General features: G+C 70.1%; 22 protein-coding genes and 1 riboswitch. Of the genes, 18 read left to right on the forward strand and 4 right to left on the reverse strand.

Annotated elements, in window-relative coordinates; translation table 11 throughout:
• Positions 1 to 3: 3 nt before the first annotated feature.
• Positions 4 to 675 carry a hypothetical protein gene (locus HD841_RS17800; RefSeq protein ID WP_218845634.1) on the reverse strand — a complete coding sequence of 224 codons (672 nt, stop codon included), beginning with the start codon at positions 673 to 675 and terminating at the stop codon, positions 4 to 6.
• A 12-nt stretch (positions 676 to 687) separates the two neighbouring features.
• Positions 688 to 1,836, reverse strand: a complete 1,149-nt coding sequence (locus HD841_RS17805; protein ID WP_179510236.1) for a zinc-dependent alcohol dehydrogenase — start codon at positions 1,834 to 1,836, stop codon at positions 688 to 690.
• 200 nt (positions 1,837 to 2,036) lie between these two features.
• Between HD841_RS17805 and HD841_RS17810 the strand changes: the two genes are divergently transcribed.
• Together HD841_RS17810 and HD841_RS17815 are read left to right on the forward strand one after the other, a co-directional pair.
• Positions 2,037 to 2,717 (forward strand): response regulator transcription factor, encoded by a 681-nt coding sequence (locus HD841_RS17810; RefSeq protein ID WP_179510237.1) that lies wholly within the window; start codon positions 2,037 to 2,039, stop codon positions 2,715 to 2,717.
• The gene (locus tag HD841_RS17815) at positions 2,714 to 4,081 is read left to right on the forward strand and encodes a sensor histidine kinase (protein WP_179510238.1); all 1,368 of its coding nucleotides are present in this window, start codon (positions 2,714 to 2,716) and stop codon (positions 4,079 to 4,081) included. The genes HD841_RS17810 and HD841_RS17815 overlap by 4 nt, the downstream gene beginning before the upstream one ends.
• Here HD841_RS17815 and HD841_RS17820 read toward each other — a convergent pair.
• Positions 4,051 to 6,558, reverse strand: a complete 2,508-nt coding sequence (locus HD841_RS17820) for a TonB-dependent receptor (RefSeq protein ID WP_179510239.1) — start codon at positions 6,556 to 6,558, stop codon at positions 4,051 to 4,053. The two genes, HD841_RS17815 and HD841_RS17820, sit on opposite strands and share 31 nt — an antisense overlap.
• 438 nt (positions 6,559 to 6,996) lie before the next feature.
• On the opposite strand from HD841_RS17820, the gene HD841_RS17825 reads away from it, so the two are divergent.
• From HD841_RS17825 to HD841_RS17855, 7 genes are all read left to right on the forward strand, one after another.
• Positions 6,997 to 7,854: a TorF family putative porin gene (locus HD841_RS17825; protein ID WP_179510240.1), complete on the forward strand. Its 858-nt coding sequence runs from the start codon at positions 6,997 to 6,999 to the stop codon at positions 7,852 to 7,854.
• A 109-nt stretch (positions 7,855 to 7,963) separates the two neighbouring features.
• Positions 7,964 to 8,053, forward strand: coding sequence for a K(+)-transporting ATPase subunit F (gene kdpF, locus HD841_RS17830; protein WP_038665721.1), 90 nt, complete (start codon positions 7,964 to 7,966; stop codon positions 8,051 to 8,053).
• 16 nt (positions 8,054 to 8,069) lie between these two features.
• Complete coding sequence (gene kdpA, locus HD841_RS17835) at positions 8,070 to 9,773, forward strand: potassium-transporting ATPase subunit KdpA (protein WP_179510241.1); 1,704 nt, start codon at positions 8,070 to 8,072, stop codon at positions 9,771 to 9,773.
• A gap of 12 nt (positions 9,774 to 9,785) precedes the next feature.
• Positions 9,786 to 11,822, forward strand: coding sequence for a potassium-transporting ATPase subunit KdpB (kdpB, locus tag HD841_RS17840; protein ID WP_179510242.1), 2,037 nt, complete (start codon positions 9,786 to 9,788; stop codon positions 11,820 to 11,822).
• Between the two features lie 48 nt (positions 11,823 to 11,870).
• The gene (gene kdpC / locus HD841_RS17845; protein WP_179510243.1) at positions 11,871 to 12,437 is read left to right on the forward strand and encodes a potassium-transporting ATPase subunit KdpC; all 567 of its coding nucleotides are present in this window, start codon (positions 11,871 to 11,873) and stop codon (positions 12,435 to 12,437) included.
• Positions 12,434 to 15,094, forward strand: coding sequence for a sensor histidine kinase (locus tag HD841_RS17850; protein ID WP_179510244.1), 2,661 nt, complete (start codon positions 12,434 to 12,436; stop codon positions 15,092 to 15,094). The genes kdpC and HD841_RS17850 overlap by 4 nt, the downstream gene beginning before the upstream one ends.
• Positions 15,094 to 15,777, forward strand: a complete 684-nt coding sequence (locus HD841_RS17855; protein WP_179510245.1) for a response regulator transcription factor — start codon at positions 15,094 to 15,096, stop codon at positions 15,775 to 15,777. Before HD841_RS17850 ends, HD841_RS17855 begins: the two co-directional genes overlap by 1 nt.
• Positions 15,778 to 15,875: 98 nt before the next feature.
• Here the strand turns inward: HD841_RS17855 and cobU are convergent, their stop codons facing one another.
• Positions 15,876 to 16,397, reverse strand: a complete 522-nt coding sequence (gene cobU / locus HD841_RS17860) for a bifunctional adenosylcobinamide kinase/adenosylcobinamide-phosphate guanylyltransferase (RefSeq protein ID WP_373563068.1) — start codon at positions 16,395 to 16,397, stop codon at positions 15,876 to 15,878.
• A 28-nt stretch (positions 16,398 to 16,425) separates the two neighbouring features.
• Positions 16,426 to 16,628: riboswitch (cobalamin riboswitch) on the forward strand.
• A 134-nt stretch (positions 16,629 to 16,762) separates the two neighbouring features.
• On the opposite strand from cobU, the gene HD841_RS17865 reads away from it, so the two are divergent.
• Genes HD841_RS17865 through cobT form a run of 9 tightly spaced genes read left to right on the forward strand, consistent with a single transcriptional unit; the run spans position 16,763 to position 26,159 of the window.
• Positions 16,763 to 18,682: a TonB-dependent receptor plug domain-containing protein gene (locus tag HD841_RS17865; RefSeq protein WP_179510247.1), complete on the forward strand. Its 1,920-nt coding sequence runs from the start codon at positions 16,763 to 16,765 to the stop codon at positions 18,680 to 18,682.
• The gene (locus HD841_RS17870) at positions 18,682 to 19,659 is read left to right on the forward strand and encodes an aminotransferase class I/II-fold pyridoxal phosphate-dependent enzyme (protein WP_179510248.1); all 978 of its coding nucleotides are present in this window, start codon (positions 18,682 to 18,684) and stop codon (positions 19,657 to 19,659) included. The genes HD841_RS17865 and HD841_RS17870 overlap by 1 nt, the downstream gene beginning before the upstream one ends.
• Complete coding sequence (cobO, locus tag HD841_RS17875; RefSeq protein ID WP_179510249.1) at positions 19,659 to 20,261, forward strand: cob(I)yrinic acid a,c-diamide adenosyltransferase; 603 nt, start codon at positions 19,659 to 19,661, stop codon at positions 20,259 to 20,261. The genes HD841_RS17870 and cobO overlap by 1 nt, the downstream gene beginning before the upstream one ends.
• The gene (locus HD841_RS17880; RefSeq protein ID WP_218845636.1) at positions 20,258 to 21,070 is read left to right on the forward strand and encodes an ABC transporter substrate-binding protein; all 813 of its coding nucleotides are present in this window, start codon (positions 20,258 to 20,260) and stop codon (positions 21,068 to 21,070) included. The genes cobO and HD841_RS17880 overlap by 4 nt, the downstream gene beginning before the upstream one ends.
• Positions 21,067 to 22,029 (forward strand): FecCD family ABC transporter permease, encoded by a 963-nt coding sequence (locus tag HD841_RS17885; protein WP_179510250.1) that lies wholly within the window; start codon positions 21,067 to 21,069, stop codon positions 22,027 to 22,029. Before HD841_RS17880 ends, HD841_RS17885 begins: the two co-directional genes overlap by 4 nt.
• Positions 22,026 to 22,796, forward strand: a complete 771-nt coding sequence (locus tag HD841_RS17890; protein ID WP_179510251.1) for an ABC transporter ATP-binding protein — start codon at positions 22,026 to 22,028, stop codon at positions 22,794 to 22,796. The genes HD841_RS17885 and HD841_RS17890 overlap by 4 nt, the downstream gene beginning before the upstream one ends.
• Positions 22,793 to 23,704, forward strand: a complete 912-nt coding sequence (gene cbiB, locus HD841_RS17895) for an adenosylcobinamide-phosphate synthase CbiB (protein ID WP_373563064.1) — start codon at positions 22,793 to 22,795, stop codon at positions 23,702 to 23,704. Before HD841_RS17890 ends, cbiB begins: the two co-directional genes overlap by 4 nt.
• Positions 23,692 to 25,146: a cobyric acid synthase gene (locus HD841_RS17900; protein ID WP_179510252.1), complete on the forward strand. Its 1,455-nt coding sequence runs from the start codon at positions 23,692 to 23,694 to the stop codon at positions 25,144 to 25,146. The genes cbiB and HD841_RS17900 overlap by 13 nt, the downstream gene beginning before the upstream one ends.
• Positions 25,143 to 26,159: a nicotinate-nucleotide--dimethylbenzimidazole phosphoribosyltransferase gene (gene cobT, locus HD841_RS17905; RefSeq protein ID WP_179510253.1), complete on the forward strand. Its 1,017-nt coding sequence runs from the start codon at positions 25,143 to 25,145 to the stop codon at positions 26,157 to 26,159. The genes HD841_RS17900 and cobT overlap by 4 nt, the downstream gene beginning before the upstream one ends.
• Positions 26,160 to 26,161: the final 2 nt, after the last annotated feature.

A 26,161-nucleotide genomic window follows, 5' to 3' on the forward strand; every position in this document is an offset into this window, starting at 1 on the left:
GCCTTAGGGGCGCGATCCGTCCGAATCCAGATCGATCGTCGGTCCGCCCGCGGTCGCGACCGGTCCGAGCGCGCTGGCGTGGAGATGATCGCTGAGCCGCGTCTCGCGCGCGCCGGGCCGGATCGTCTCGCCGTTGCCGATCGTCGGGGCGGCGTCGTGCCGGCGGCCGCGGCGGACGAGCAGCAGCGCGCCGAGCGACACCGCGGCGACGATCCCGGCCTTGGCGAACAGCCCCGAACGGTTGTGCCGCCATTCGGCGCGGATGCCCATTTCGGCGGGGATATTGGGCACATGGCCTTGCGCCAGATCGGCGACGACGCCTTCGACGACGTTGATCCGGTCGGCGCCCATCAGCAGCAGCCAGTGCCACCAGTCGGACTCGCTGCGTTTGAAGGCGAAGCGGCGGATCATGCCGCTCACCCCGCTCGGCGGGGTCGAGGTGCCGACGACCGCGGGGAGCGCGTTATATTCGATCGAGCGCAGGATCTCGACCTCGGGCTGCTGCTGCGTCGGGCGATCCCAGGTGAAGCCGCGCGTCTGATCCTCGATATGGCGCATCGGATAGGTCGGGTTGTTGCCGGGATCGGCATCGACGCCCCAGCCGGGCACGGTGGCGGGATCGACCGGGACGCGCGTCGGGCCGGTTGTCGCGGGGATGGTTGCGGTATCGCTCATGTCGATGCTCCCTCAGGCGCCGTTCGGCAGCAGCACGGGCTTGATGCAGCCGTCGAGCTTCGCCGAGAAAAGGTGATAGGCATCCGCCACGTCGGCGAGCGGCACGCGATGCGTGATCATCGCCTTGGGATCGATATGACCGGCGCGGACATGCTCGATCAGCCGCGGCAGCAGCCGCTTCACCGACGCCTGGTTGGCGCGGATGGTAATGCCCTTGTTGACGACGTTGCCGATCGGGATGATGTTGCCGGTCGGGCCGTAGACGCCGACGATCGAGACGATCCCGCCCTTCTTCACCGAGTTGATCGCCCAGTGCAGCGCGATCGCATTGCCCGCCTCCAGCTTCAGCTTGGTGCCGATCAGCGTCTGGATCGCGCTGCCCGCGGCGTCGCCGCCGACCGCATCGATGCAGACATCGGCGCCGAGCGCGTCGGTCTGCTTCTTGATGAAGACCGCCATGTCGTCGATCTCGCGGAAGTTGTAGACCTCGGCGGGGCCGAAGGTGCGGGCGAATTCGAGCCGGTATTCGAGATGATCGATGACGATCACCCGGCCGGCTCCGAACAGCCAGGCGGCGCGCGCCGCCATCAGCCCGACCGGGCCGGCGCCGAATACGACGACGGTATCGCCGGGCTGGATGCCGCCCATCTCCGCCGCCTGATAGCCGGTCGGCACGACGTCGGTGAGCAGCACCGCGTCGTCGGGGTCCATCCAGTCGGGGATGACCATCGGTCCGACATCGGCATAGGGCACGCGCACATATTGCGCCTGGCCGCCGTCATAGCCGCCGGCGGTATGCGAATAGCCGAAGATGCCGCCGACCGCGGTCGCCTGCGCGTTCGATTCGTGGCAATTGCCGAACAATCCCTGCTGGCAGAAATGGCATTTGCCGCAGGCGATGTTGAACGGCACCAGCACCTGGTCGCCGACCTTCAGGTTGCGCACCTCCGGCCCGATGTGTTCGACGATGCCGCAGAATTCATGGCCGAAGGTAGTGCCGACGCGCGTGTCGGGGACCATGCCGTGATACAGATGCAGGTCCGACCCGCAGATGCACGAGCGCGTCACCTTGACGATCGCGTCCTCGGGATGCTGGATCGTCGGCATCGCCCGTTCGTCGGCGCGAACGCGATATGGTCCGCGATAGTTCATCGCCAGCATCGTTGCGGCTCCCTGAGTCTGTCGGACGACCGTGACATCGCACGCTCGCTTCACGCGTTAGGAAGCCTAGTTGCAGACAAGAGTTCCTGATATTGCCGTAGGTTAGCGCGTTTTGCCGGGCCTTGGCGGGGGTTTCGCCATCCACGGTCGCGTCGAAAGCGCTTGACGGCGAGCAAGAGAGGCAGCGTTTACTGGCGGCGATGACTCTCAACCTGCTCCTGGTCGAGGATGATGCCGCGTATGCCGAGGCGCTGGCCGAGGAACTGCGCGCGATCGGCCATGCCACCGCGATCGCCGGCGACGGCCGCCAGGCGCTCACCGCAATGAACGAGGCGGCCTATGATGCGGTGATCCTCGACCGGATGATGCCGCGGCTCGACGGCATGTCGGTGCTCCAGACCTTGCGGGCGGGCGGCATGACGCTGCCGGTGATCATGCTGACCGCGCTGTCCGCGTCGCAGGACAAGGTCGAGGGGCTGGAGGCGGGGGCTGACGATTATGTCGTCAAGCCGGTCGCGGCGATGGAGCTGCACGCGCGGCTGACCGCGATCCTGCGTGGCCGCGGCTGGACGACGTCGAGCGCCGACACGCTGCAGGCGGGCGATATCGTCGTCAGCCCGACCAGCTTCCGCGCCTGGCGCAACGGCAAGCCGATCGATCTCGCCAAGCTGGAGCTCAAGCTGCTGGTCGAGCTGGTGCGCAACGCCGATGCGGTGCTGACCCGCGCGATGCTGATCGAGCGGGTGTGGGGCTATGACTTCATGCCCGACACCAATATCGTCGACGTCCATATCCGCCGGCTGCGTCGCAAGCTGACCGAGGGCGGTGGCGACGACCCGATCCAGACGTTGCGCGGCATCGGGTACATGATGCGCGGATGAAGCCGAGCCTGCGTGCGCTCACCGTCGGATTCCTCGCGGCGTTCCTGCTCGCGACGGCGGGCACCGGGCTGGCGACCTATCGATTGACGCTGGGGACGATCGATCGGCTGGTCGACCGGCGGATCGAGAACGTCAGCGCGCTGGTCGCCGCCGACGGCGCGCGCGCCACCGCGCCGGTGCTGCTCGCGCGGATCGCGACGCTCGCGAGGCGGCGCGACACGGGCGATATCGGCTTCCAGCTCACCGATGCCGCCGGGCGGCGGCTTGGCGGCAACGTCACGCTGACGCGGCATTTCGCACCCGGCTATGCCGATGTGCGGCGGCGCGACCGCATCCAGGGCCTGTCGGCGGGGCGGGCGTTCACCCGGCCGGTCGGCAACGGGCTGACGCTGACCACGATCGCCGAGACCGAGCCGTTCGACGGCTATCGCGGCGCCCGGCGCTACATCTACCTGCTCGGCTATTCGCTGATCGTCGTGATCGTGCTGGGCGGGCTGGTCGCGTTCGGACGGACGATCGCGCGGCGCTTCGCCGAGACGCGACGGACGGTCGATGCGATCATCGCCGGCGACATGCAGCAGCGTATCGCCGTGACCGGATCGGCCGACGAGTTCGACCGGCAGGCGCATGCCTTCAACCGCATGCTCGACCGGATCGCCGAATTGATGGACGGGCTGCGCAACGTCTCCAACGACGTCGCGCACGACCTGCGGACGCCGCTCGCACGGCTGCGCAGCCGGCTGGCGACGATCGCGGCGCGCGCGGATGCGCGGACTCGCGACGAGGTCGAACAGGCGATCGGCGAATGCGATGCGATCCTCGCCATGGTCGGCGCGATGCTGCGCATCGCCGAGATCGAGAGCGGGCGGCGCACCGCGGGTTTCACGCGCGTCGACCTCGCCGCGCTGGTCGCCGAGATCGGCGAGGCGATGGCGCCGGTCGCCGAGGACAGCGGCCATGATCTGGTGGTCGCGGCGGGGGAGGCGGCGGCGATCACCGGCGATCCGCGGCTGATCGAACAGGCGCTGCTCAACGGGATCGAGAACGCGCTGCGGCATACGCCGGCGGGCACGCGGGTGACGCTTGGTGTGGCGGTGGCGGATGGTTGCGTCTGGGTGCGGATCGGCGACGACGGGCCGGGGATTCCGGCGGATCAGCGGGAGCTGGCGCTACGGCGCTTCGGACGGCTGGAGGCGAGCCGCAATCGGCCGGGCCATGGCCTGGGCCTGCCGCTGATCGCCGCGATCATGCGGCTGCACGGCGGTGTGTTGCGATTGGAGGACGGCGAGCCCGGGCTGGTGCTCGGGCTCGCCTTTCCCCTTGGATCAGCCGATCAGAACTTGACCGACGCTTCGAGGCCGTAGGTACGCGGCGCGTTGAAGTTGCCGTAATCGCCCAGCACGTCCTTGATGTCACCGGTGGTGGCACCGGGCGTCTTCGGCGCGGCGGGCAGGCTGTTCGACGGGTCGCGGCGGAAGACGTACTGCGTGTCGAACAGGTTGCGGACCCAGGCCGACACCGTCAGCTGGTTGGTGCCGAGGTTGATGTTCGACAGCGCGACGCGGCCGTTGACGATGAACGAGGCATCGTTGTGGGTCGCGAACTGATCGAAGGCCTGCGTCGACTGCGCATAATTGCCGTCGATGTGGAACTTCAGATCCATGTCGTTGAGCGGCAGGGTATAGTCGATCGCCCCGTTGGCCGCGTTACGCGGCGTGAAGACGATGAAGAAGTCCTGATAGACGTTGGTCGACGTGATCAGCACCGGCGGGATCTTGGTGTAGGTATAGGCATAGCCCGCGCTCAGCGTCAGGTGATCGACCGGCTGCACGGTCAGGTCCGCCTCGATCCCGCGGATCTTGGTGATGCCGTCGGCGTTGATCGTCACGAGATTGTTGAAGTTGCCGGTCGCGGTCGACTGGATCGAGCTGATGTCGACCTGGCTGTTCTTGCGGTCCATGATGTAGCCGGCAAGGTTGAACCGCGCGCGGTGATCCCAGAAGTCCGACTTCAGCCCGATCTCGTAGGACTTCACGTCCTCCGGATCGAACGGCAGATAGTTGGCCGTGCGCGAGCTGGCACCGCCGGCGCGATAGCCGGTGGCGTATTTCGCATAGAGGTGGACGTTATCGCTCGCGTCGAACGCCAGCGTCGCCATCGGGTTGAACCGCTTCCAGACGCGGTCGAGCGGCTGGTAGCCGTTGGCGCGCGCGGCGGCGGTGTTGGTGTCGTAATTGATGTTGCGCGAGAAGTGCAGGACGCCCTGCTTCTCGTCGCGCGTGTAGCGGCCGCCGACCGTCAGATGGACGGCATCGGTCGCGTTCCACGTGACCTGGCCATAACCGGCATAGCTCTTCGACCAGACTTCCGAGGCGCGGTCGATCGAGCGGCAGCCGGGCTGCGAACCGAAGCCGCCCGAGCCGGTGCAGGGATCGAGGATGGTCACACCGGTAAGCGCCGTGCCGTTGGACACGAAGGCATTCGAGTTCGGCGTCGCGGCGTCGTCGCTGACATGCTCGTTGAAATAATAGAGGCCGGCGACGTAATCGAGCTGGCCAACCGTACCAACTGCCTGGAATTCCTGGCTGAACTGGTGCTGGTAAAGGTCGGCGAGGCTGTAGCGGCTGAAGTTGCACGCGCTTCCGGTGCAGTTCGGCGCCACCACGGGCACGCGATGCGCGCCGCCGCTATTGTCCCACTGGGTCGAACTGACGCCACGCCATGCGGTGATCGAGCGCAGCTCGATCTCGGGAGCGACGTTCCAACGGATGTTCGAGGTGAAGCCGTGCGTCTTGTCGATGCTCGGCTGCTGCGGCACGCCGATGTCGGCGGTCTTCATCCGGCTGGTGCCGTTGACGATCACCTGCGGCGGCAGCGGCTTCACCGTGCCGGTAAGGCTGCTGAAGTTCGTACCGGGCAGGAAGCACTTGGGCGACGCGGCCTGCGTGCCGGCGACGCAGCCGTTCGGATTGTAGTTCAGCAGCTGGCTGTAGAACGGGCTGTTGGCGTCATAGCCGTTGTCGTAGCTGAAGTCGGCGGTCATGCCCTCGATCGGCTTGATCCGGGCGGTCGCCTTGAAGCCGCGGCGGTCGAAATAATTCCATCCGGTCTGCCCGGCGAGCGGGTTCTTGGTGGTCGGACCCTGATACTGGACGACGCCGTCGAGCTTCAGGCTGACGCCATAGGTTTCCGGCAGGTCGAGGCGCAGCGCGCCGTTGTAGCCGCCGTAATTGGCGATGCCGGCGGTGGCGCTGCCGCCGAACTTGCCGCTCGGCCCCTTGGTGACGATGCTGAGCGCGCCGCCTTCGGTGTTGCGGCCGAACAGCGTGCCCTGCGGACCCTTGAGCACCTCGATCCGGTCGATGTCGAACAAGGCGGCGTTGAGGCCGTGCTGGCGGCCGAGATAGACCCCGTCGATATAGATGCCGACACCCTGTTCGCGCGCGGGCTGGTTGGCGTCCAGCGGCACGATGCCGCGGATGCCGATCGTCAGCGCGGTCTGTCGCGCTTCGAACGTGGCGACCCGCAGCGAGGGCACAGCGCCGTCGGCGAGGTCGTAGAGGCTCTGGACGTGCCGGTCGACCAGCGAGGTCGCGGTCAGCACGTTCATCGAGATCGGCGTCTTCTGGAGGTTGGTCTCGCGCTTGGTCGCGGTCACCACGATGTCCTGCAGCTGGCTGCCGCCGGTGTCGGGATCGTTTTCGGCGACGACCGACGGCGCCGCCGCGGCATCGCTCGTGGTGTCGGACTGCGTCTGTGCGAAGGCCGGAGTGGTACCGGCAAGCGCCAGCAGTGCAGCGCCAGCCAGCAGATACGCGCGGGCATGAGAAGAACCGGACAAAGAACGTCCCCCTGATAGTGATTATGTGATGAGCCGCGCCCCTAGCGGCGGCGAAAGTACTCTCCGTGACTGTTCGGTGACGCCGATCGGCGCCGAAATGTCATTCTGAGTTCATCTTGATCGCGGGAGGCTCGGATGCTCTGCCACAAGACGATGATAATCTTGTGAAAGGCGGCGGATGCGCGAGGACTCCTTGCGCCCGCGCGGCGTCGGGCTGACCAGCACCAGGAGCGCTGTTCGGCGGGAGCGCGCGACCGGCGCCATGCGGCCCCGCCCGCGCGTCGTCCGCGCTGCCCGAAAACGCGCAACCCTATGCGAATGCTATGCGGTTCCCGGAAAGCGATCTCGCTTTGCTACGCGCGCGCTGCCTAATCGCTCCGCCTGGGACGCGCCCCGCCGTCGATCATGACGGCCCGGCCGCGACCGAAAGGGTAAGTGATGATCGTTTATCGTTTATGCGGCGCCGCCCTGCTGTGCGCGATGCCGGCTTCCGCGTTCGCGCAATCCGCCGCGGGCGAGACCGCGCCGCCGCCGGCGGTCACCGTCTCGGGGTCGGTCGGGCTGGTGTCCGACTATCGGTTCCGCGGCGTGTCGCAGTCGGACAAGGACATGGCGGTCCAGGGCGGACTGACCATCGCGCACGACAGCGGCCTGTACGTCGGCACCTGGGCGTCGAACCTCGCCGGCTGGGGCACGTTCGGCGGCGCCAATATGGAGCTGGACCTGATCGGCGGCTACAAGCACGCGCTTGGCCCCAATGCCACGCTCGACGTCGGGCTGACCTGGTACATGTATCCCGGCGGTGCGGCCAAGACCGACTTCGCCGAACCCTATGCCCGGCTGACCGGCACCGCCGGCCCGGCGACGCTGACCGCCAGCGTCGCCTATGCGCCCAAGCAGCAGGCGCTCGGCCGCTGGTATCGCACCGGCGCCGAGGCGGCGGCGGGCGTCTATAGCGATCGCGGCGACAAGAAGGACAATCTGTACCTCGCCGGCGACGGCGCCCTCGCGATCGCCGGCACGCCGCTGACCGCGCGCGCCCATATCGGCCATAGCTGGGGCAATGACGGCCTCGGCCCCAACGCCACCAGCGTCACCCCGACCGGCGACTATTGGGACTGGTCGCTCGGCGCCGACGCGCATTGGCGCAGCCTGACGCTCGGTGTGAGCTATGTCGACACCGACATCGGCCGCCGCGACGCCGCCTATCTCCAGCCGAGCTTCAGCCGCGGCCAGGACGGCCGCGGCAGCATCGCCGACGGCGCCTTCGTCGTCGGCCTCACCGCCGCCTTCTGAGGACACTGCCATGCACGATTTGCTGTGGATCGCGATCATGATCGGGCTGGCGGCGGCGACGCTCGCCTATGCCCGGCTCTGCGATAATGCCTGACCGGAGACGCATGCCATGACGCTCGACCTGTGGCTGGCGGCGCTGACCGCGCTCGGCCTGCTCCTCTATCTCGTGGCGGTGCTGATCCGTCCCGAACGCTTCTAGAAAGGAGCGCATTCCCATGACTGTGCAGGGATGGATCCTGATCCTCGGCTTCGTCGGCATCCTGCTGGCGCTGACCAAGCCCGTCGGTATGTGGCTGTTCGCACTGTACGAAGGGCGGCGCACGCCGCTCCACACGGTGCTCGGCCCGGTCGAGACCGGTTTCTACAGGCTCGCCGGCATCGACCCGACCGCCGAACAGGGCTGGCGGCGCTACGCCGTCCACATGCTGATCTTCAACGTCGCATTGATGGTCTTCACCTATGCGGTGCTGCGGCTGCAGGGCGTGCTGCCCGGCAATCCGCAGGGGCTCGCCGGCCTGTCGCCCGACCTCGCCTTCAACACCGCGGTCAGCTTCACCACCAACACCAACTGGCAGAGCTATGGCGGCGAAGCGACCATGTCGAACCTCAGCCAGATGCTCGGGCTGACGATCCACAATTTCCTGTCGGCGGCGACCGGGATCGCGCTCGCCTTCGCATTGTTCCGCGGCTTCGCGCGGCGCGAGGCGAAGGCGATCGGCAATTTCTGGGCGGATTGCACGCGCGTCACGCTGTACCTGCTGCTGCCGATCTGCGTCGTCTATACCGTCTTCCTGATCGCCAGCGGCGTGCCGCAGGCGCTTGCCGGCGTCGTCGACGTCACCACGCTGGAGGGCGCGAAACAGGCGCTGTTGCTCGGCCCGGTCGCCAGCCAGGAGGCGATCAAGATGCTCGGCACCAACGGCGGCGGCTTCTTCAACGCCAATAGCGCGCATCCGTTCGAGAATCCGACCGCGCTGACCAACATGGTGGAGATGCTGTCGATCTTCCTGATCGGTTTCGGCCTGACCTGGACCTTCGGCAAGGCGGTCGGCAACACGCGCCAGGGCTGGGCGATCCTGTCGGCGATGGTGATCCTGTTCCTCGCCGGCGTGACGATGACCTATTGGCAGGAGGCGGCGGGCAATCCCGTGCTCCATCACCTCGGCGTCGCCGGCGGCAATATGGAGGGCAAGGAGGTGCGCTTCGGCATCGCCGCCTCGTCGCTGTTCGCGGTGGTCACCACCGCCGCCTCGTGCGGTGCGGTCGACGCGATGCACGACAGCTTCACCGCATTGGGCGGGCTGGTGCCGATGTTCAACATGCAATTGGGCGAGGTCGTGATCGGCGGCGTCGGCGCCGGCATCTACGGCTTCCTGCTGTTCGCGATCCTTGCGGTGTTCGTCGCCGGGCTGATGGTCGGGCGCACCCCCGAATATGTCGGCAAGAAGATCGAGAGCCGCGAGGTCAAGCTCGCCGTGCTGGCGATCGCGGTACTGCCGCTGATGATCCTCGGCCTTACCGCCTTGTCGTCGGTCTTGGCGCAGGGGCTGGCGGGGCCGCTCAACAAGGGGCCGCACGGCTTCAGCGAGATCCTCTACGCCTTCACCAGCGCGGTCGGCAACAACGGCTCCGCCTTTGCCGGGCTGACCGCGAACACGCCCTATTACAACGGGCTGCTCGGGCTGGCGATGTGGGTGGGGCGGTTCTTCATCATCGTGCCGATGCTCGCCATCGCCGGCAGCCTCGCCGCCAAGAAGCATACGCCGGAAAGCGCCGGCTCGTTCCCGACCACCGGCGGCCTGTGGGTCGGCCTGCTCGTCGGCATCGTGCTGATCCTCGGCGGGCTCACCTTCCTGCCGGGCCTCGCGCTCGGTCCCATCGCGGATCATCTCGCCATGATCCACGGCCAACTCTCCTAAAAGGCGCCGCACATGGCACGCGCACAAACCAAATCCCTGTTCACCGCCGACCTGATCCTGCCGGCGATCGGCGATGCGTTCCGCAAGCTCGATCCGCGCCAGCTCGTCCGCAATCCGGTGATGTTCGTCACCGCCGTCGTCGCGCTGCTGCTCACCGTGCTGCTCGCGGTCGGTGGCGACGGCCTCACCCTTGGCTTCAAGCTGCAACTCGTCGTCTGGCTGTGGCTGACGGTGCTGTTCGGCACCTTTGCCGAGGCGCTGGCGGAAGGCCGCGGCAAGGCGCAGGCGGCCAGCCTGCGCGACGCCAAGGCCGAACTGCGCGCCAAGCTGCTGATCGGCGTCGCCGACGCCTGGGAGCTGGTGCCCGCCAGCCGGCTGTCGATCGGCGACGTGGTGCTGGTCGAGACCGGCGACCTGATCCCCAGCGATGGCGAGGTGATCGCCGGCGTCGCCTCGGTCAACGAGGCGGCGATCACCGGTGAGAGCGCGCCGGTGATCCGCGAGGCGGGCGGCGACCGTTCGGCGGTGACCGCGGGCACCCGCGTCATCTCCGACAGCATCCGGGTGCGGGTGACGGTCAATCCGGGGCAGGGCTTCCTCGACCGGATGATCGCGCTCGTCGAGGGCGCCGAGCGGCAGAAGACGCCGAACGAGATCGCGCTGACCATCCTGCTCGTCGGGCTGACGATCATCTTCCTGATCGCGGTCGGCACGGTGCCGGGCTTCGCCGCTTATGCCGGCGGGTCGATCCCGGTGTCGATCCTCGCCGCGCTGCTGATCACGCTGATCCCGACGACGATCGCGGCGCTGCTGTCGGCGATCGGCATTGCCGGCATGGACCGGCTGGTGCGCTTCAACGTGCTCGCCAAGTCGGGCCGCGCGGTGGAGGCGGCGGGCGACGTCGACGTGCTGCTGCTCGACAAGACCGGCACGATCACGATCGGCGACCGCCAGGCGAGCGAGTTCCGCGCCGTCGCCGGGGTGAGCCCGAGCGAACTGGCCGAGGCGGCGCTGCTCGCCAGCCTCGCCGACGAGACGCCGGAGGGCCGTTCGATCGTCACGCTGGCGCGCGAGCGGTTCGGGGTCGCCACCGCGCGGCTGCCCGAGGGCGCGGAGGTGATCCCGTTCACCGCACAGACGCGGATTTCCGGCGTGCAGATCGGCGCGACGCTGATCCAGAAGGGCGCGGTCGATTCGATCCTGCGCGCCAATCCCGGCGCGGGCGAGACCGCGGCGGCGACCGAATTGCGCCGCGCCACCGACGAGATCGCGCGCGCCGGCGGCACGCCGCTGGCGGTGGCGATGGACGGGCGGCTGCTCGGCGCGATCTTCCTCAAGGACGTGGTGAAGGCGGGCATCCGCGAACGGTTCGGCGAATTGCGGACGATGGGCATCCGCACGGTGATGATCACCGGCGACAATCCGCTCACCGCCGCGGCGATCGCCGCCGAGGCCGGGGTGGACGACTTCCTGGCGCAGGCGACACCCGAGGACAAATTGGCGCTGATCCGCAAGGAGCAGCAGGGCGGCAAGCTGGTCGCGATGTGCGGCGACGGTACCAACGACGCGCCCGCCCTGGCGCAGGCCGATGTCGGCGTCGCGATGAATACCGGCACGCAGGCGGCGCGCGAGGCGGGCAATATGGTCGATCTCGACAGCGACCCGACCAAGCTGATCGAGGTCGTCGGGCTCGGCAAGCAGTTGCTGATGACGCGCGGCGCGCTCACCACCTTCTCGGTCGCCAATGACGTCGCCAAATATTTCGCGATCATTCCCGCGATGTTCGTCGCGCTCTATCCGGGGCTGGGCGTGCTCAACGTGATGGGTCTGGCGACGCCGCAATCGGCGATCCTCAGCGCGATCATCTTCAACGCGCTGATCATTCCGCTGCTCGTGCCGCTGGCGCTGAAGGGCGTGGCGTACAAGCCGATGGCGGCGGGGCCGCTGCTCGCGCGCAATCTCGCCGTCTACGGCCTCGGCGGGCTGCTCGCGCCGTTCGCCGGGATCAAGCTGATCGATCTCGCCGTGGGCGGCCTGGGGCTCGCGTAACACGCAACATCTGCCCCTCCCGCCGGCGGGAGGGGGAAAGGACCGACGATGACTTCCGATTTTACTTCCGCGCTGCGTCCGGCGTTCGTGCTGACGATCCTGTTCGCAGCCTTGCTCGGGATCGGCTATCCCCTTGCGATGACCGGCATCGGACAAACGCTTTTCCCCGCCCAGGCCAATGGCAGCCTCGTCACCGCCGGCGGCAAGGTGATCGGCTCGACCGTGGTCGGGCAGGCATTCGTCAGCGACCGCTATTTCCAGACGCGGCCCTCGGCGGCGGGCAAGGGCTATGACGGGCTTGCCTCGTCGGGGTCGAACCTCGGCCCCGCGAGCAAGGCGCTGGTCGATCGCGTCACCCCCGATGTGGCGAAGCGCCGCGGCGAGGGCGTGAGCGGGCCGCTGCCTGCCGATCTCGTCACCGCCAGCGGCTCCGGCCTCGACCCCGACCTGTCGCCCGCCGCCGCGCTGGCGCAGGTGTCGCGGGTCGCGCGGGTCCGCGGCCTGTCGGTCGACGCGGTGCGGGCGCTGGTCGAACGACAGGTGGAGGATTCGCCGTTCGGCGATCCGCACGTCAACGTGCTCGCGCTCAACCGGGCGCTCGACGTGGGCCGTTGAGCGACGCCGCCGCCCGCCCGGATCCCGACGCCCTGCTGCGCCATGCCGCGCAGGAGGGACGCGGGCGGCTGAAGATCTTCCTCGGCGCCGCGCCCGGCGTCGGCAAGACCTATGAGATGCTGTCCGAGGGCACGGCGCGGGCGCGCGAGGGGGTCGACGTCGTCATCGGCGTGGTCGAGACGCACGGCCGCAGCGAGACCGAGGCGCTGACCCGCGGCTATACGATCGTGCCGCGGCGGATCGTGACGCACGAGGGCCACGGCCTCGCCGAGATGGATATCGACGCCATCCTCGCGCGGGCGCCGCGGCTGGTGCTGGTCGATGAGCTCGCGCACAGCAACGCGCCGGGCAGCCGCCACTCCAAACGCTATCAGGACGTCGAGGAACTGCTGGCGGCGGGGATCGACGTCTATTCGACGGTCAACATCCAGCACGTCGAGAGCCTCAACGACGTCGTCGCCGGCTTCACCCGCGTGCGGGTGCGCGAGACGGTGCCCGACCGCATCCTCGAACGCGCCGAGATCGAGGTCGTCGACATTCCGCCCGACGAGCTGATCGAGCGGCTGAAGGCGGGCAAGGTCTATCTGCCGCAGGAGGCGACGCGGGCGCTCGCGCATTTCTTCTCCAAGACCAATCTGTCGGCGCTGCGCGAACTGGCGTTGCGCCGCGCGGCGCAGGCGGTCGATGCGCAGATGCTCGACCATGTCCGCGCGCTCGGCGTCGGCGGTACCTGGGCGGGCGGCGAGCGCGTCGTCGTCGCGGTCAGCGAGGCGGCGGGGGTGGAGACGCTGGTGCGCGCCGCCAAGCGGCTCGCCGATGCGCTGCACGCGCCGTGGACCGCGGTGTTCATCGAGACCCCGCGCACCCAGGCGTTCGGCGCGGCGGAGCACCGCCAGGTCGCCAAGGTAATGAACCTCGCGACGCAGCTCGGCGGTGCGGCGGCGGCGGTGCCGGCGCAGACCGTGCTCGCCGGGCTGAAGGCCTATGTCGGCGAAGCGCGCGCGACGCAGCTCATCGTCGGCAAGTCGACGCGCTCGCGCTGGTTCGAGCTGCGCCACGGCTCGATCGTCGACCGGCTGGTGCGCGAGACGCCCGACATCGCGATCCACGTGCTGCCGATGCCCGCCGCGGCGCGTGGCCGCCGGGCGGCGCCGGTCGATCGCTGGGGCAGCCGCAGCGGCTATGCCTGGACCGGCGCGATGGTCGCCGCGGTGACCGGCGTCGCCAGCGCGCTGTTCCACATCCTCGACCTCGGCAACGTCGCCTTGCTCTACCTGCTGCCGGTGATGATGGCGGCGAGCCTGTTCGGGCTGCGGACCGGGCTGTTCGCCGGGCTGGCGTCGAGCATCGCCTATAATTTCTTCTTCCTGCCACCGACCGGCACGCTGACGATCAGCAACCCGGAGAATGTCGTATCGGTGCTGGTGCTGCTCGGTATCGCGGTGGCGACCAGCCACCTCACGTCGCGGGTGCGGGCGCAGGCGGACATCGCCGCGGCGAGCGCGCGGACCAACGCCGCGCTGGCCGGCTTCCTGCGCCAGCTCACCCGGCTCAACGATCCCGTCGCGGTGGCGCAGGCGATCTGCGACGAGGTCGGCCAGTTGTTCGGCCTGCGGACGGTGATGCTCGTCGCGGAGGGGGCGGGGCTGGCGGTGCAGGCGGCGAACGCCAGCGACTATCGGCTCGAAACGATGGAGATGGCGGCGGCGCAATGGGCCTATGACGGCGGGGCGCCGGCCGGGCGCGGCTCGGCGACGCTCGCCGCGTCGCAATGGTTCTTCCAGCCGCTGGTGACCGGTGAGCGGACGCTCGGCGTGCTCGGCCTCGCCAACGAAGCGGGCGGCGATCCGCTGCGACCCGACCAGATCCCGCTGTTCATGAACCTGATCGAACAGGCGACGCTGGCGCTCGAACGGCTGCGGCTGGAGATCGAGACGCGCGATCTCGGTGCGATGCGCGAGCGCGAACGGCTGCGGACGGCGCTGCTGTCGTCGGTCAGCCACGACCTTCGCACGCCGCTGACCGCGGTGATCGCGGCGGCGGCAGAGCTGCATCACGGCGCGACGCCGGCGCTGATCGCGACGATCGAGGGCGAGGCGGCGCGGCTGCAGCGGTTCGTCGCCAATCTGCTCGACATGGCGCGGGTGGAGGCCGGCGCGCTGACGCTGCGGATGGAGGCGGTCGATCTCGCCGATGCGGTGGCGGGCGCGGCGCATGACGCGCGCCGCGCGCTCGAAGGCCATCCGATCGAGCTCGACGTGCCACCCGACCTGCCGCTCGTCCGCGCCGACCAGCAATTGTTGCACCATTGCCTGCTCAACCTGCTCGACAATGCCGGCCGCTACGCCGATCCCGGCACGCCGATCCGGGTCGAGGCGTGGCACCGCTACGGGGTCATCCTGCTGTCCGTCGTCGACGAAGGGCCGGGGCTGCCGCCGGGGCGCGAGGCGGAGGTCTTCGACACCTTCCGCCGGTTCGCCGGTTCGGATCGCGCGATCGGCGGCACCGGGCTGGGGCTGGCGATCGTCAAGGCGTTCGCCGCGGCAATGGGCATCGGGGTGGAGGCGGCCAACCGCCAGGACCGGCCGGGCGCGCGCTTCGGCCTGTCCTTCCCGGCGGCATTGATCGTGCGCGACATGGCGGAGGAACTCGACTGATGGCGGCCAAGGTTCTGGTGGTGGACGACGAACAGCCGATCCGCCGGCTGCTGCGCAACACGCTCGAACGCGCCGGTTACGCGGTGGTGGACGCGATCAACGGGCGCGAGGCGCTGGCGGCGGTCGCGGCGGAAAGTCCGGACGCGGTGCTGCTCGATCTCGGCCTGCCCGATCGCGACGGGCTGGAGCTGGTGCCGCTGATCCGCAAGGCGGGCGACGCGGTGATCCTCGTCGTCTCGGCGCGCGACGCGACCGACCAGAAGGTCGCTGCGCTCGATCTCGGCGCCGAGGATTACGTCACCAAGCCGTTCGACGGCGAGGAACTGCTCGCGCGGCTGCGCGCGGCGCTGCGCCATCGCGGCATCGCGGCGGCGGCGGCGAGCGTCATCCGCCGCGACGGGCTGGAGATCGACCTCGACCAGCGGCTCGTCCGGCGCGGCGGCGAGGCCTTCCATCTGACGCGCAAGGAGCATGACGTGCTGGCGGTGCTCGCCCGGCATCCCGGGCGGGTGGTGACGCACCAGCGCATCCTCGCCGCAGCCTGGGGCGGCGACGACGATCCGCGGGTGGAATATCTGCGCATCGTCATCCGCAACCTGCGCCTGAAGCTGGAAGAGCCGAACGCGACCGGGAGCGTCATCGCCAACGAATTGGGCGTGGGGTATCGGTTGCTGATGGGGTGAGGGGGCACTCCCCCGACCTGTTCGCCCTGAGCGTGTCGAAGGGCAGGGGGGCTCACCGTGCTTCGACAGGCTCGGCACGAACGGGGTCGGGGGGCGCCTCAGTCCCGCCCTGGAAACGGCTGCAACGGCAGCACCATGCCGGCGGCGACGAAATAGACCTCGCGCATTGCCGCTGCCACCTGCTGGTTGAGCCGGCCGGCGGCGTCGCGGAAGGCGCGGCCGAGCGGATGGTCGGGGACGATGCCGAGGCCGACCTCGTTGCTCACCACGAACAGCGGCAGGCGCGTCGCGGCGATCGCAGCGATCAGCCTCGTCGCATGCGCGTCGACATCGTGGTCGCCCAGCATCACGTTGGTCAGCCACAAGGTCAGGCAATCGACGAGGATCGTGCCATCCGCGATCCCGCCGATCGCCTCGGGCAGCGCGAGCGGGCAGTCGACGGTGCGCCAGCGCGCGTCGCGGTCGGCGCGGTGGCGGGCGATGCGATCGGTCATTTCGTCGTCCCATGCCTCGGCCGTGGCGAGATAATGGAGCGGGCCGGCGCAGCGCTCGGCGGCAGCCTGCGCCAGCCGGCTCTTGCCCGAGCGGGCACCGCCCAGGAACAGCGTCTTGGCTGCGATCATCTTGCCTTCGTCTCCGCGGGGTTCTAGGGGCGCCGATGCGACAGGTTCCCAGAGATGGGATGAAAAGGGAACCCGGAAGCGAGCGTCAGGCTCGCCAGCCGGGGCTGCCCCCGCAACTGTGACCGGCGAGCCCAGCTCCTCCGTGCGCCACTGGATCGGACGATCCGGGAAGGCCGGGCCAGGCGACGACCCGCGAGCCAGGAGACCTGCCCGTCGCGGTTGTCCTTCGTGCGGACGGGGTGTGCCGGCGCGATCGAGGGTTTCCTCGCGAGACGACGATGTTGGGGGCGGCGCACGGCGGATCACCGGTTCCGGCGTTCCGCAATGCGCGTCCCCGTTGTTGTAACGAGGGGGAAATCATTGTGAAGACGTCCGTTTACCTGATCCTGCTGCCGTGCATCGCGGCGGCGACACCTGCCTTCGCCCAGACGGCGCAATCGACCAGCGGCCTCGAACGGGCCGCCTATGCCGGCAGCGACATCCTCGTCACCGCCAATCGCGAGGCGCGGCCCGCATCCACCGTCGGCCAGGCGGTGACGGTGCTCGACACCGCGACGATCGAACAGCGGCAGGCGGTCGTCGTGTCCGACCTGTTGCGCCAGACGCCGGGCATCGGCGTGACGCGCAACGGCGGCGTCGGCACCGCGACCTCGGTCACGATCCGCGGCGCGGACAGCGACCAGACGGTCGCGCTGATCGACGGGATCAAGCTCAACGATCCGTCGTCGCCGGGCGGCGGCTTCAACTTCGGCGGGCTGCTGATCGGCAATATCGCCCGGATCGAGGTGCTGCGCGGCGCGCAATCGGTGCTGTGGGGCAGCCAGGCGATCGGCGGTGTCGTCAATCTCATCACCCGCCAGCCGACCGAGCGGCTCGCGGTCAACGCCCGCGCCGAGGGTGGCTGGCACGGGACGGGTCAGGGGTTCGCCAACGTCTCGGGCAAGAGCGGGCCGGTGTCGGCGAGCCTCGGCGGCGGCTATTACACGACCGACGGCATCTCCGCCTTTGCCGGGGGCAAGGAGCGTGACGGCTATCGCAATTATGCCGCCAACGGCAGCCTCGGGATTGCGCTGGCGCAGAACGTCTCGGTCGACCTGCGCGGTTTCTATTCCAACGGGCGCACCGATTTCGACGGCGGCTTCCCGCTGCAGGATACGCGCGAATACGGCAAGTCGGAGCAATGGACCGGCTATGCCGGGCTCAACGCGGCGCTGTTCGACGGGCGGCTGCGCAACCGCATCGGCTATGCGCATACCGATACCGACCGGCATAATTACGATCCCGACGGCACGCCGGTCGAGACGTTCGCGGGCAAGGGGCGCAACGACCGGATCGAATATCAGGGCGTCGTCGATCTCACTTCGGCGGTGTTCGGAACCTTCGGCGCCGAGCGTGAGGTGTCGCGCTTCACCACGGCGAGCTACGGCGCGCCGGCGACGCGGGGGCGGGCGCGGATCTTCAGCATCTATGGCCAGCTCGCGGTGACGCCGGTCGCCGGGCTGACCGCGACCGGCGGGGTGCGCCACGACGACCATAATATCTTCGGCGGCGCGACCATTTGGTCGGGCAGCGGCGTCTATTCGCCCAACGGCGGCGCGACCGCGTTCCGCGCGAGCTATTCGGAAGGGTTCAAGGCGCCGACCTTGTACCAGTTGCAGAGTGAATACGGCAACGCGCGGCTCAACCCCGAGCGCTCGCGCGGCTGGGATGCGGGCGTGGCGCAAAAGGCGCTCGACGGCGCCGTCGAGGCGAGTGCGACCTATTTCCGGCGCACGTCGTTCGATCTCATCACCTTCATTTCGTGCGACACGTCGGTGGGCATCTGCGCCGACCGGCCGTTCGGCACGTACGACAATGTCGCACGAACCCGCGCGCAGGGCGTCGAGCTGGCGCTGACGCTGAAGCCGGTCGAGGCGCTGACGGTCGCCGCCGCCTATACCTATCTCGATGCCAAGGATCGCTCGACCGGCACCGCCAGTTTCGGGCGCGACCTGGCACGGCGGCCGGATCATAGCGTGACGGTCAACGCCGATTACCGCTGGCCGTTCGGGCTGGCGACCGGCGCGACGGTCACCGCGGTTGGGGACAGCTTCAGCGACGCGTCCAACAGCCAGCGGCTCGACGGCTATGTCGTCACCGATCTGCGCGCCGCCTTTCCGCTCGCCGATCACGTCGAGGTCTATGGCCGGATCGAGAATGTGTTCGACACGCGCTACCAGACGATCCTCAACTACGGCCAGCCCGGACGCGGCGCGTTCGGCGGCATCCGGTTGAGCTATTGATGATCGACCTGCGCAGCCCCGCCGCGGATCGCTGGGCCACCTTCTGCGCGCATGGCGGGCGGGTGGCGGCGGCGCGCGCGGCGTTCGGCGGCGCGGACTGGATCGACCTGTCGACCGGCATCGCGCCCTGGGCATGGCCGGCGGCGGCGTTGCCCGGGCTCGATCGGCTGCCCGAGCCGGCGGAGATCGCGGCGCTGGAGGCGGCGGCAGCGCGGGCGTTCGGCGTCGCCGATGCGGCGCGGGTCGTCGCGGTGCCGGGGACCGATCTGGCGATGCGGCTGCTCGCGCCGCTGATCGGCGCGCGCGCGCCGGCGGTGCGCCATCCCGGTTATGCCGGGCATCGCGCGGCATGGCCCGACGCCGAACTGGTCGCCGATGGTCCGGGCGCACACGACCTGTTCGTGCTGGCGAGCCCGGCCAATCCCGACGGGCGCGTCGCCGATCCGGCGGCGTTGCGCGCGCTCGCCGGGCGGGTGACCGTGCTGCTCGACGAAGCCTATGCCGATCCCGCGCCGGGCCTGTGCCCGGACGCGTCGGACCGGCTGATCGTGTTGCGCTCGTTCGGCAAATTCTATGGCCTGCCCGGCCTGCGGCTCGGCTTCGTGGTGGCGGGGGCGGGGATCGCCGGCGGGCTGCGTGCCATGCTGGGTGATTGGCCGGTGTCGTCGCCGGCGGTGGCGATCGGCACCGCCGCCTATCGTGATGCGGCGTGGCGGCGCGCGCAGGCGAGCCGGATGGCGGAGGCGGGGGCGCTGCTCGACGGTGTGCTCGCCGACGCCGGGCTGACGCTGGCGGGCAGCGCGCCGCTGTTCCGGCTGGTCGCCTGCGACGATGCCGCGCGCCTGTTCGAGACGCTGGCACGCCATGCTATCCTGACCCGTCCCTTCGCCGACCGGGCCGACCGGCTGCGGATCGGCCTGCCGCGCGGTGCGGCGGCGCTCACCCGCCTTGCCGCGGCCCTCGAGGAGTATCGCTGATGACCGACGATCATGCCCGCCACAACGCCCGCATGGCGAAGGTCGCCGCGGCGCGCGAGAAGATGCAGGCGCGCCGGACGCTCGAACGCGGGCTGCTCATCGTCCACACCGGCAACGGCAAGGGCAAGTCGTCGTCCGCCTTCGGCATGGCGATCCGCAGCATCGGCTGGGGGCTCAAGGTCGCGATCCTCCAGTACGTCAAAGGCAAATGGGAGACGGGCGAGCGCAACTTCTTCGAGGCGTACCCCGATCTCGCGACGTTCGAGGTGATGGGTGAGGGCTTCACCTGGGACACGCAGGACCGCGCGCGCGACATCGCCGCGGCGCAGGCGGCATGGGAGCGATCCAAGGCGATGATCCTCGATCCCGCGATCGATTTCGTCATCCTCGACGAGCTCAACATCGTGCTGCGCGACGGGACGCTGCCGATCGCGGAGATCGTGGCGTTTCTTAAGGAGCGGCCGCTGACCAAGCATATCTGCATCACCGGCCGCCACGCCAAGCCCGAATTGCTGGAGATCGCCGATCTGGTCACCGAGTTCGGCGAGGTGAAGCATCCGTACAATGCCGGGTTCAAGGCGCAGAAGGGCGTCGAATATTGATCCGGCCGCTCGCCGTCGCGATCGCCGCGCTGCCGCTGGTGTCGGCGGCGCCGCCGCCGCGGCCCCCGCGGATCGTATCGATCAATCCGTGTATCGACGCAGTGCTGATGCACGTCGCCGATCCGGCGCAGATCGCCGGGATCAGCCACTATTCGCAGGACCCGCGCGCCACCTCGATCCCGCTCACCCAGGCGAGGCGCTTCACCGCGACCTCGGGCACCGCGGAGGAGGTGGTGGCGCTGGCGCCCGACATGGTGCTGACCGGCCCGCATGTCGCGCCCGCGACGATCGCCGCACTGACCCGGATGAAGATCCGCATCGTCCAATATCCGGTGCCGGACACGGTCGCGGAGAGCGAGGCGCAGGTGCGCGATATCGCCCGCGTCGTCGGCCATCCGCAGCGCGGCGCGGCATTGGCGGCGCGGATCGCGGCGGCGGCGCGGCCGGCGGCGGTGACGCCGGTGCCGGCGCTGATCTGGCAATCGGGCGGTCTGGTGCCGGGTAGCGGTACATTGTCCGCCGAGCTGCTGCGCCGCGCCGGCTTTCGCGACATGAGCGCGACTTATGGCCTCAAGAAATGGGACGTGCTGCCGCTCGAATATCTCGTCGCGCGGCCGCCGCGCGTGCTGCTGTCGACTGCCGCGGCCGACGTCGGCGAGGACCGGATGACGTCGCATCCGGCGGTGCGGCGGCTGGCGGGGCGGATCACCGTCGCGCCTTATCCGACGCGGCTGATGAATTGCGGCGGGCCGACGATCATCGCGGCGATGGCGCGGCTGCGGCAGGTGCGCGGGGGATTCGGGGCATGACGCGGCTCAACATCGGACTCGTGGTCGCGTTGCTCGCCGTCGCGGCGCTGTCGGTCGCGGCGGGCAAGGTGTGGGTGCCGTGGGACGCATGGACCGCCGCCGATCCGCGCTCGATCATCATCGTCGAGTTGCGCCTGCCGCGCACCGTGCTGGCGCTGGTCGTCGGCGCGGCGCTCGGCCTGTCGGGGGCGGTGATGCAGGGCTATCTGCGCAATCCGCTCGCCGATCCCGGGCTGTTCGGCGTGTCGACCGGCGCGGCGTTCGGCGCGGTGCTGGCGCTCTATTTCGGCTATGCCGCGCAGATGTGGCTGTTGCCCGGCTTCGCGCTGGCCGGCGCGGGGCTGACCATGGCGCTGCTCGCGCTGATCGCCGGGCGCTCGGGCAGCCTGATCCTGTTCACGCTCGCGGGGATGATCCTCACCAGCATCTTCGGGTCGCTGACGAGCCTGGCGATCAGCCTCGCGCCGACGCCGTTCGTCTCGTCGCAGATCGTGACGTGGCTGCTCGGCGCGCTGACCGATCGCAGCTGGGACGACGTCAAGGTCGCCGCGCCGCTGGTCACGGTCGGCGCGGCACTGCTGTTCGCCACCGGCCGCTCGCTCGACGCGCTGACCCTGGGCGAACAGGCGGCGCGCTCGATGGGGGTCGATCCGGCGCGGCTGCAAGCGCTGGTGATCGCCGGCGTGGCGCTGACCGTCGGCGCCTCGGTGGCGACGGCGGGGCAGATCGGCTTCGTCGGGCTGATCGTGCCCCACATGGTACGGCCGTTCGCCGGCCATCGCCCGTCGGCGATCCTGCTGCCCTCGGCGCTGGGCGGTGCGCTGCTGCTGACGCTGGCCGATGCGCTGGTGCGGATCGTGCCGACGGTGAGCGAGCTGCGGCTCGGCATCGCGATGTCGATGCTGGGTGGGCCGTTCTTCCTCTATCTGCTGATCGCGATGCGCCGGAGGCTCGCATGACCGGACTCGCAGCCGAGGGGATCGGGCTGACGCTCGGCGGCAACCGGGTGCTCGATGACGTCAGCTTCGCCTTCCGGCGGGGACGGGTGACCGCGCTGCTCGGCGCCAACGGTGCGGGCAAGAGCACGTTGCTCGCCTGTCTCGCCGCACTGCGCCGGCCGGACCAAGGCGCGGCGACGCTCGACGGGGTCGACGTGCAGGCGCTCGACCGGCGCGTGCGCGCGCGCGCGATCGGGCTGCTGCCGCAGGCGGCGGACGTGCATTGGGATATCGACGTCGCGACGCTCGTCGGGCTCGGGCGGCTGCCGCATCGCGGCCGTTGGGGCGAGACCGACGCAGACCGCGCCGCGGTGGCGCGCGCGCTGGCGGCGACCGACATGACCGGCTTCGCGACGCGCGGCGTCGAGCGGCTGTCGGGCGGCGAGCGCGGGCGGGCCTTGCTCGCGCGGGTGCTGGCGGGCGAGCCCGACTGGCTGCTCGCCGACGAGCCGCTCGCCAGCCTCGATCCCGCGCACCAGCTCGACGTGCTCGCGCGACTGCGCGGCGTCGCCGCGGGCGGCAGCGGCGTGGTGCTGGTGCTGCACGACCTGCATCTCGCGGCGCGGATCGCCGACGACGCCGTGCTGCTGCGCGGCGGGCGCGTCGTCGCGGCGGGCCCGGCGGAGACGGTGCTGACCGCGCCGTTGATCGCCGAGGCCTATGGGGTGGAGGTCGAGATCGGCATCACCCCCGCCGGCCAGCGCTTCATCCTGCCGATCGCGCGGTGAGCCATGCGCTGCCGCTGCTTGTCATGCTGATCGCGGAGGCGGCGTTCGGCTATCCGCGGGCGTGGCGGCATCCGGTGGTGGCGGTGGGGGCGCTGATCGATGCGGTCGAGCGGCGCTGGAACCGCGGCGACGCGGTGCGGCAGCGGCTCGGCGGCGTGGCGCTGCTGGCGCTGCTCGTTGGCCTGTCGGTGCTGCTCGGCGGCGCGATCGAGCGGCTGGCGGGGCAGGGATGGGGGCTGATCGCGGTGGTGGCGATCGGCACGACCGGGCTGGCGCAGCGCAGCCTGTACGATCATGTCGCGGCGGTGCTGGGGCCGCTTGCACGCGGTGACCTGCCCGCGGCGCGACGCGCGGTGGCGATGATCGTCGGGCGCGACACCGGGACGCTCGACGAGCGCGGGGTCGCCGTTGCGGCGATCGAGAGCCTTGCCGAGAGTTTCTGCGACGGCGTCGTCGCGCCGGCCTTCTGGTTCCTCGTCGCCGGCCTGCCGGGGCTGTTCGCCGCCAAGGCGATCAACACCGCCGATTCGATGGTCGGCCATCGCACGCCGCGGCTGGTCCGGTTCGGCTGGGCGTCGGCGCGCGCGGACGATCTGGTCAATTGGCTGCCGGCGCGGCTGTCGGGCGTGTTGATCTGTCTGGCGGGTCGCAGCGGCTGGCGGACCATGTGGCGCGACGCGCACCGCCACGCCTCGCCCAACGGCGGCTGGCCGGAGGCGGCGATGGCAGGCGCATTGGAGCGGCGGCTGGGCGGCGCGGTGTCCTATGATGGCGAGCCGGCCGCGCGCGCGGTGCTGGGCGCGGGGCCGCTGCCCGATGCCGCCGATCTGGCACGGGCGCTGCGTATCTATCGCATCGCCTGCCTGTTGCTGTGGATCGTGGTCGGAGCGCCCGCATGGGCGCGGTGATGCTGCAGGGAACCGGGTCGGACGTCGGCAAGTCGGTGCTCGTCGCTGGCCTGTGCCGTGCGCTCGCCAATCGTGGCCTGACCGTCCGCCCGTTCAAGCCGCAGAATATGTCGAACAACGCTGCGGTCACCGCCGACGGCGGCGAGATCGGCCGCGCGCAGGCGTTGCAGGCGATCGCCGCGCGCGTCGCGCCGCACGTCGACATGAATCCGGTACTGCTCAAGCCGCAGAGCGATCGCACCTCGCAGCTCGTCGTCGCCGGGCGGTCGCGCGGGACGCTGGCGGCAGGCGACTATTGGCGGCGCAAGCCCGATCTGCTCGGCGAGGTGCTCGATGCCTATCGCCGGCTGGCGGCGGCGGCGGATATCGTCGTGGTCGAGGGGGCGGGGTCGCCGGCCGAGATCAACCTGCGTCGCAACGACATCGCCAACATGGGCTTCGCGCGCGCCGCCGGCGTGCCGGTGGTGCTGGTCGGCGATATCGATCGCGGCGGCGTGATCGCGTCGCTGGTCGGAACGCGCGCGGTGATCGACGCGGACGATGCGGCGATGATCCGCGGTGTCATCGTCAACAAGTTCCGCGGCGATCCGGCGCTGTTCGCGGACGGGCTGGCGGAGATCGTCGCGCGTACCGGCTGGCCCTCGATCGGGGTGGTGCCGTGGCTGGCCGAGGCGGCGCGGCTCCCCGCCGAGGATGCGGTGGCGCTGGGGCGCGGGCCAGCGGGAGCGGGCGTGACGATCGCGGTGCCGATGCTGTCGCGGATCGCCAATTTCGACGATTTCGACGCGCTGGCGTACGAACCGGGGGTGCGGCTGGCGATGATCCCGCCGGGCCAGCCGCTGCCGGGCGATGCGGCGCTGGTCGTTTTGCCGGGCAGCAAGGCGACGATCGCCGACCTCGCCTTCTTCCGCGCGCAGGGCTGGGACATAGATCTCGCCGCGCATGTCCGCCGCGGCGGGCGGGTGCTGGGCATCTGCGGCGGATACCAGATGCTCGGGCGGACGGTCGCCGATCCGCTGGGGATCGAGGGGCCGGCGGAGACGGTGGCGGGGCTGGGATTGCTGCCGGTCGATACCGTGCTGGCCGGCGACAAGCGCACCCGGCCGGTGACCGGCGAGATCGCGGCCGGCATCGGCTTTGCCGGCTATGAGATCCATGCCGGCGTCACCACGGTCGATGCGGGCACGTCGCCGTTGCTCCGTTTCGCTGATGGCGTCGCGGACGGCGCGCGTGCGCACGACGGGCGGATCGCCGGTTGCTATGTCCACGGCCTGTTCGACGATCCCGCAGCGCGGGCGCATCTGCTCGCGCCGCTCGGCGTCGTCTCGGACGGGTTCGATCGGCGCGAGGTGATCGATGCGGCGCTCGACGCGATCGCGGCGACGCTGGAGGACGTGCTCGACATCGACGCGCTGATCGCGCTTGCAAGGACCGCCGCATGACCGACGACGACGTTCGCGCCCATCTCGATGCGCTCGCCAAGCCGCGGGGCAGCCTGGGGCGGCTGGAGGCCATGGCGGTGCGGCTGGCGCGGACGCAGGGGCGGCTCGATCCGCGCACCCGGCCGCGGCGGCTGGTGCTGTTCGCGGGCGATCACGGGTGCGTCGAGAACGGCGTCTCCGCCTGGCCCTCGGCGGTGACCGGGATGATGGTCGCGACGATTCTCGCCGGGCGCGCCACCAGCAACGCGCTGGCGGCGGCGCACGATTGTCCGTTGCGGCTGGTGGATGTCGGGGTGGCGGGGCCGGTGCCGGCGACGCCGCCGGCCTTTTTCCGCGCGGCACGGGTCGCCGACGGCACCGCCAGCCTTGCGCACGGCGCGGCGATGGACGCGGAGCAATTCGCCGCGGCATGGCGGGTCGGCGTGGAAGAAGCGGACGCTGCGGTCGATGACGGCGCGGCGCTGCTGATCGCGGGCGAGATGGGGATCGGCAACACCACCCCGGCCGCGGCGCTCACCGCGCTGCTGACGGGACTGCCCGCGGCGGCAGCGGTGGGGAGCGGCGCCGGTGCCGATGCGGCGATCGTCGCGACCAAGACGCGGATCGTCGCCGCGGCGGTGGCGCAGGCCGCACCGGTCCTGGCCAACGATGCGACACGCGCGATCGCGGCGGTCGCCGGCTACGAAATCGCCGCGATGGCGGGCTTCTTCGCGCGCGGCGCCGAGCGCGGTGCGACGCTGCTGCTCGACGGTTATGTCGCGACCGCCGCGGCACTGGTCGCGGAGCGGCTCGCGCCCGGGAGCGTGCGGGGAATGATCGCCGGACACCGCTCTGCCGAGCCCGGCCATGCCGCGGCGCTGGCGCATCTCGGCCTCGACCCCTTGCTCGACTGGGGCATGCGGCTGGGGGAGGGGAGCGGCGCTTTGGTCGCCCTGCCCCTGCTCGACGCGGCGGCGGCCGTGCTGTGCGATGTCGCGCGGCTCGATGCGATCGGCGCCGAGCGGGCGGATTGACG

Origin of the sequence: Sphingomonas melonis (genome assembly GCF_013409985.1) — a bacterium.
Classification (GTDB): domain Bacteria; phylum Pseudomonadota; class Alphaproteobacteria; order Sphingomonadales; family Sphingomonadaceae; genus Sphingomonas; species Sphingomonas melonis_A.

Coding starts and splice junctions, on each gene's coding strand:
- HD841_RS17825 (WP_179510240.1), top strand. CDS start 6,997: ATGATCGTTTATCGTTTATGCGGCGCCGCCCTGCTGTGCGCGATGCCG.
- HD841_RS17815 (WP_179510238.1), top strand. CDS start 2,714: ATGAAGCCGAGCCTGCGTGCGCTCACCGTCGGATTCCTCGCGGCGTTC.
- kdpA (WP_179510241.1), top strand. CDS start 8,070: ATGACTGTGCAGGGATGGATCCTGATCCTCGGCTTCGTCGGCATCCTG.
- HD841_RS17805 (WP_179510236.1), bottom strand. CDS start 1,836: ATGCTGGCGATGAACTATCGCGGACCATATCGCGTTCGCGCCGACGAA.
- kdpB (WP_179510242.1), top strand. CDS start 9,786: ATGGCACGCGCACAAACCAAATCCCTGTTCACCGCCGACCTGATCCTG.
- cobT (WP_179510253.1), top strand. CDS start 25,143: ATGACCGACGACGACGTTCGCGCCCATCTCGATGCGCTCGCCAAGCCG.
- HD841_RS17870 (WP_179510248.1), top strand. CDS start 18,682: ATGATCGACCTGCGCAGCCCCGCCGCGGATCGCTGGGCCACCTTCTGC.
- HD841_RS17800 (WP_218845634.1), bottom strand. CDS start 675: ATGAGCGATACCGCAACCATCCCCGCGACAACCGGCCCGACGCGCGTC.
- HD841_RS17900 (WP_179510252.1), top strand. CDS start 23,692: ATGGGCGCGGTGATGCTGCAGGGAACCGGGTCGGACGTCGGCAAGTCG.
- kdpC (WP_179510243.1), top strand. CDS start 11,871: ATGACTTCCGATTTTACTTCCGCGCTGCGTCCGGCGTTCGTGCTGACG.
- HD841_RS17890 (WP_179510251.1), top strand. CDS start 22,026: ATGACCGGACTCGCAGCCGAGGGGATCGGGCTGACGCTCGGCGGCAAC.
- cobO (WP_179510249.1), top strand. CDS start 19,659: ATGACCGACGATCATGCCCGCCACAACGCCCGCATGGCGAAGGTCGCC.
- HD841_RS17810 (WP_179510237.1), top strand. CDS start 2,037: ATGACTCTCAACCTGCTCCTGGTCGAGGATGATGCCGCGTATGCCGAG.
- HD841_RS17885 (WP_179510250.1), top strand. CDS start 21,067: ATGACGCGGCTCAACATCGGACTCGTGGTCGCGTTGCTCGCCGTCGCG.
- kdpF (WP_038665721.1), top strand. CDS start 7,964: ATGACGCTCGACCTGTGGCTGGCGGCGCTGACCGCGCTCGGCCTGCTC.
- HD841_RS17855 (WP_179510245.1), top strand. CDS start 15,094: ATGGCGGCCAAGGTTCTGGTGGTGGACGACGAACAGCCGATCCGCCGG.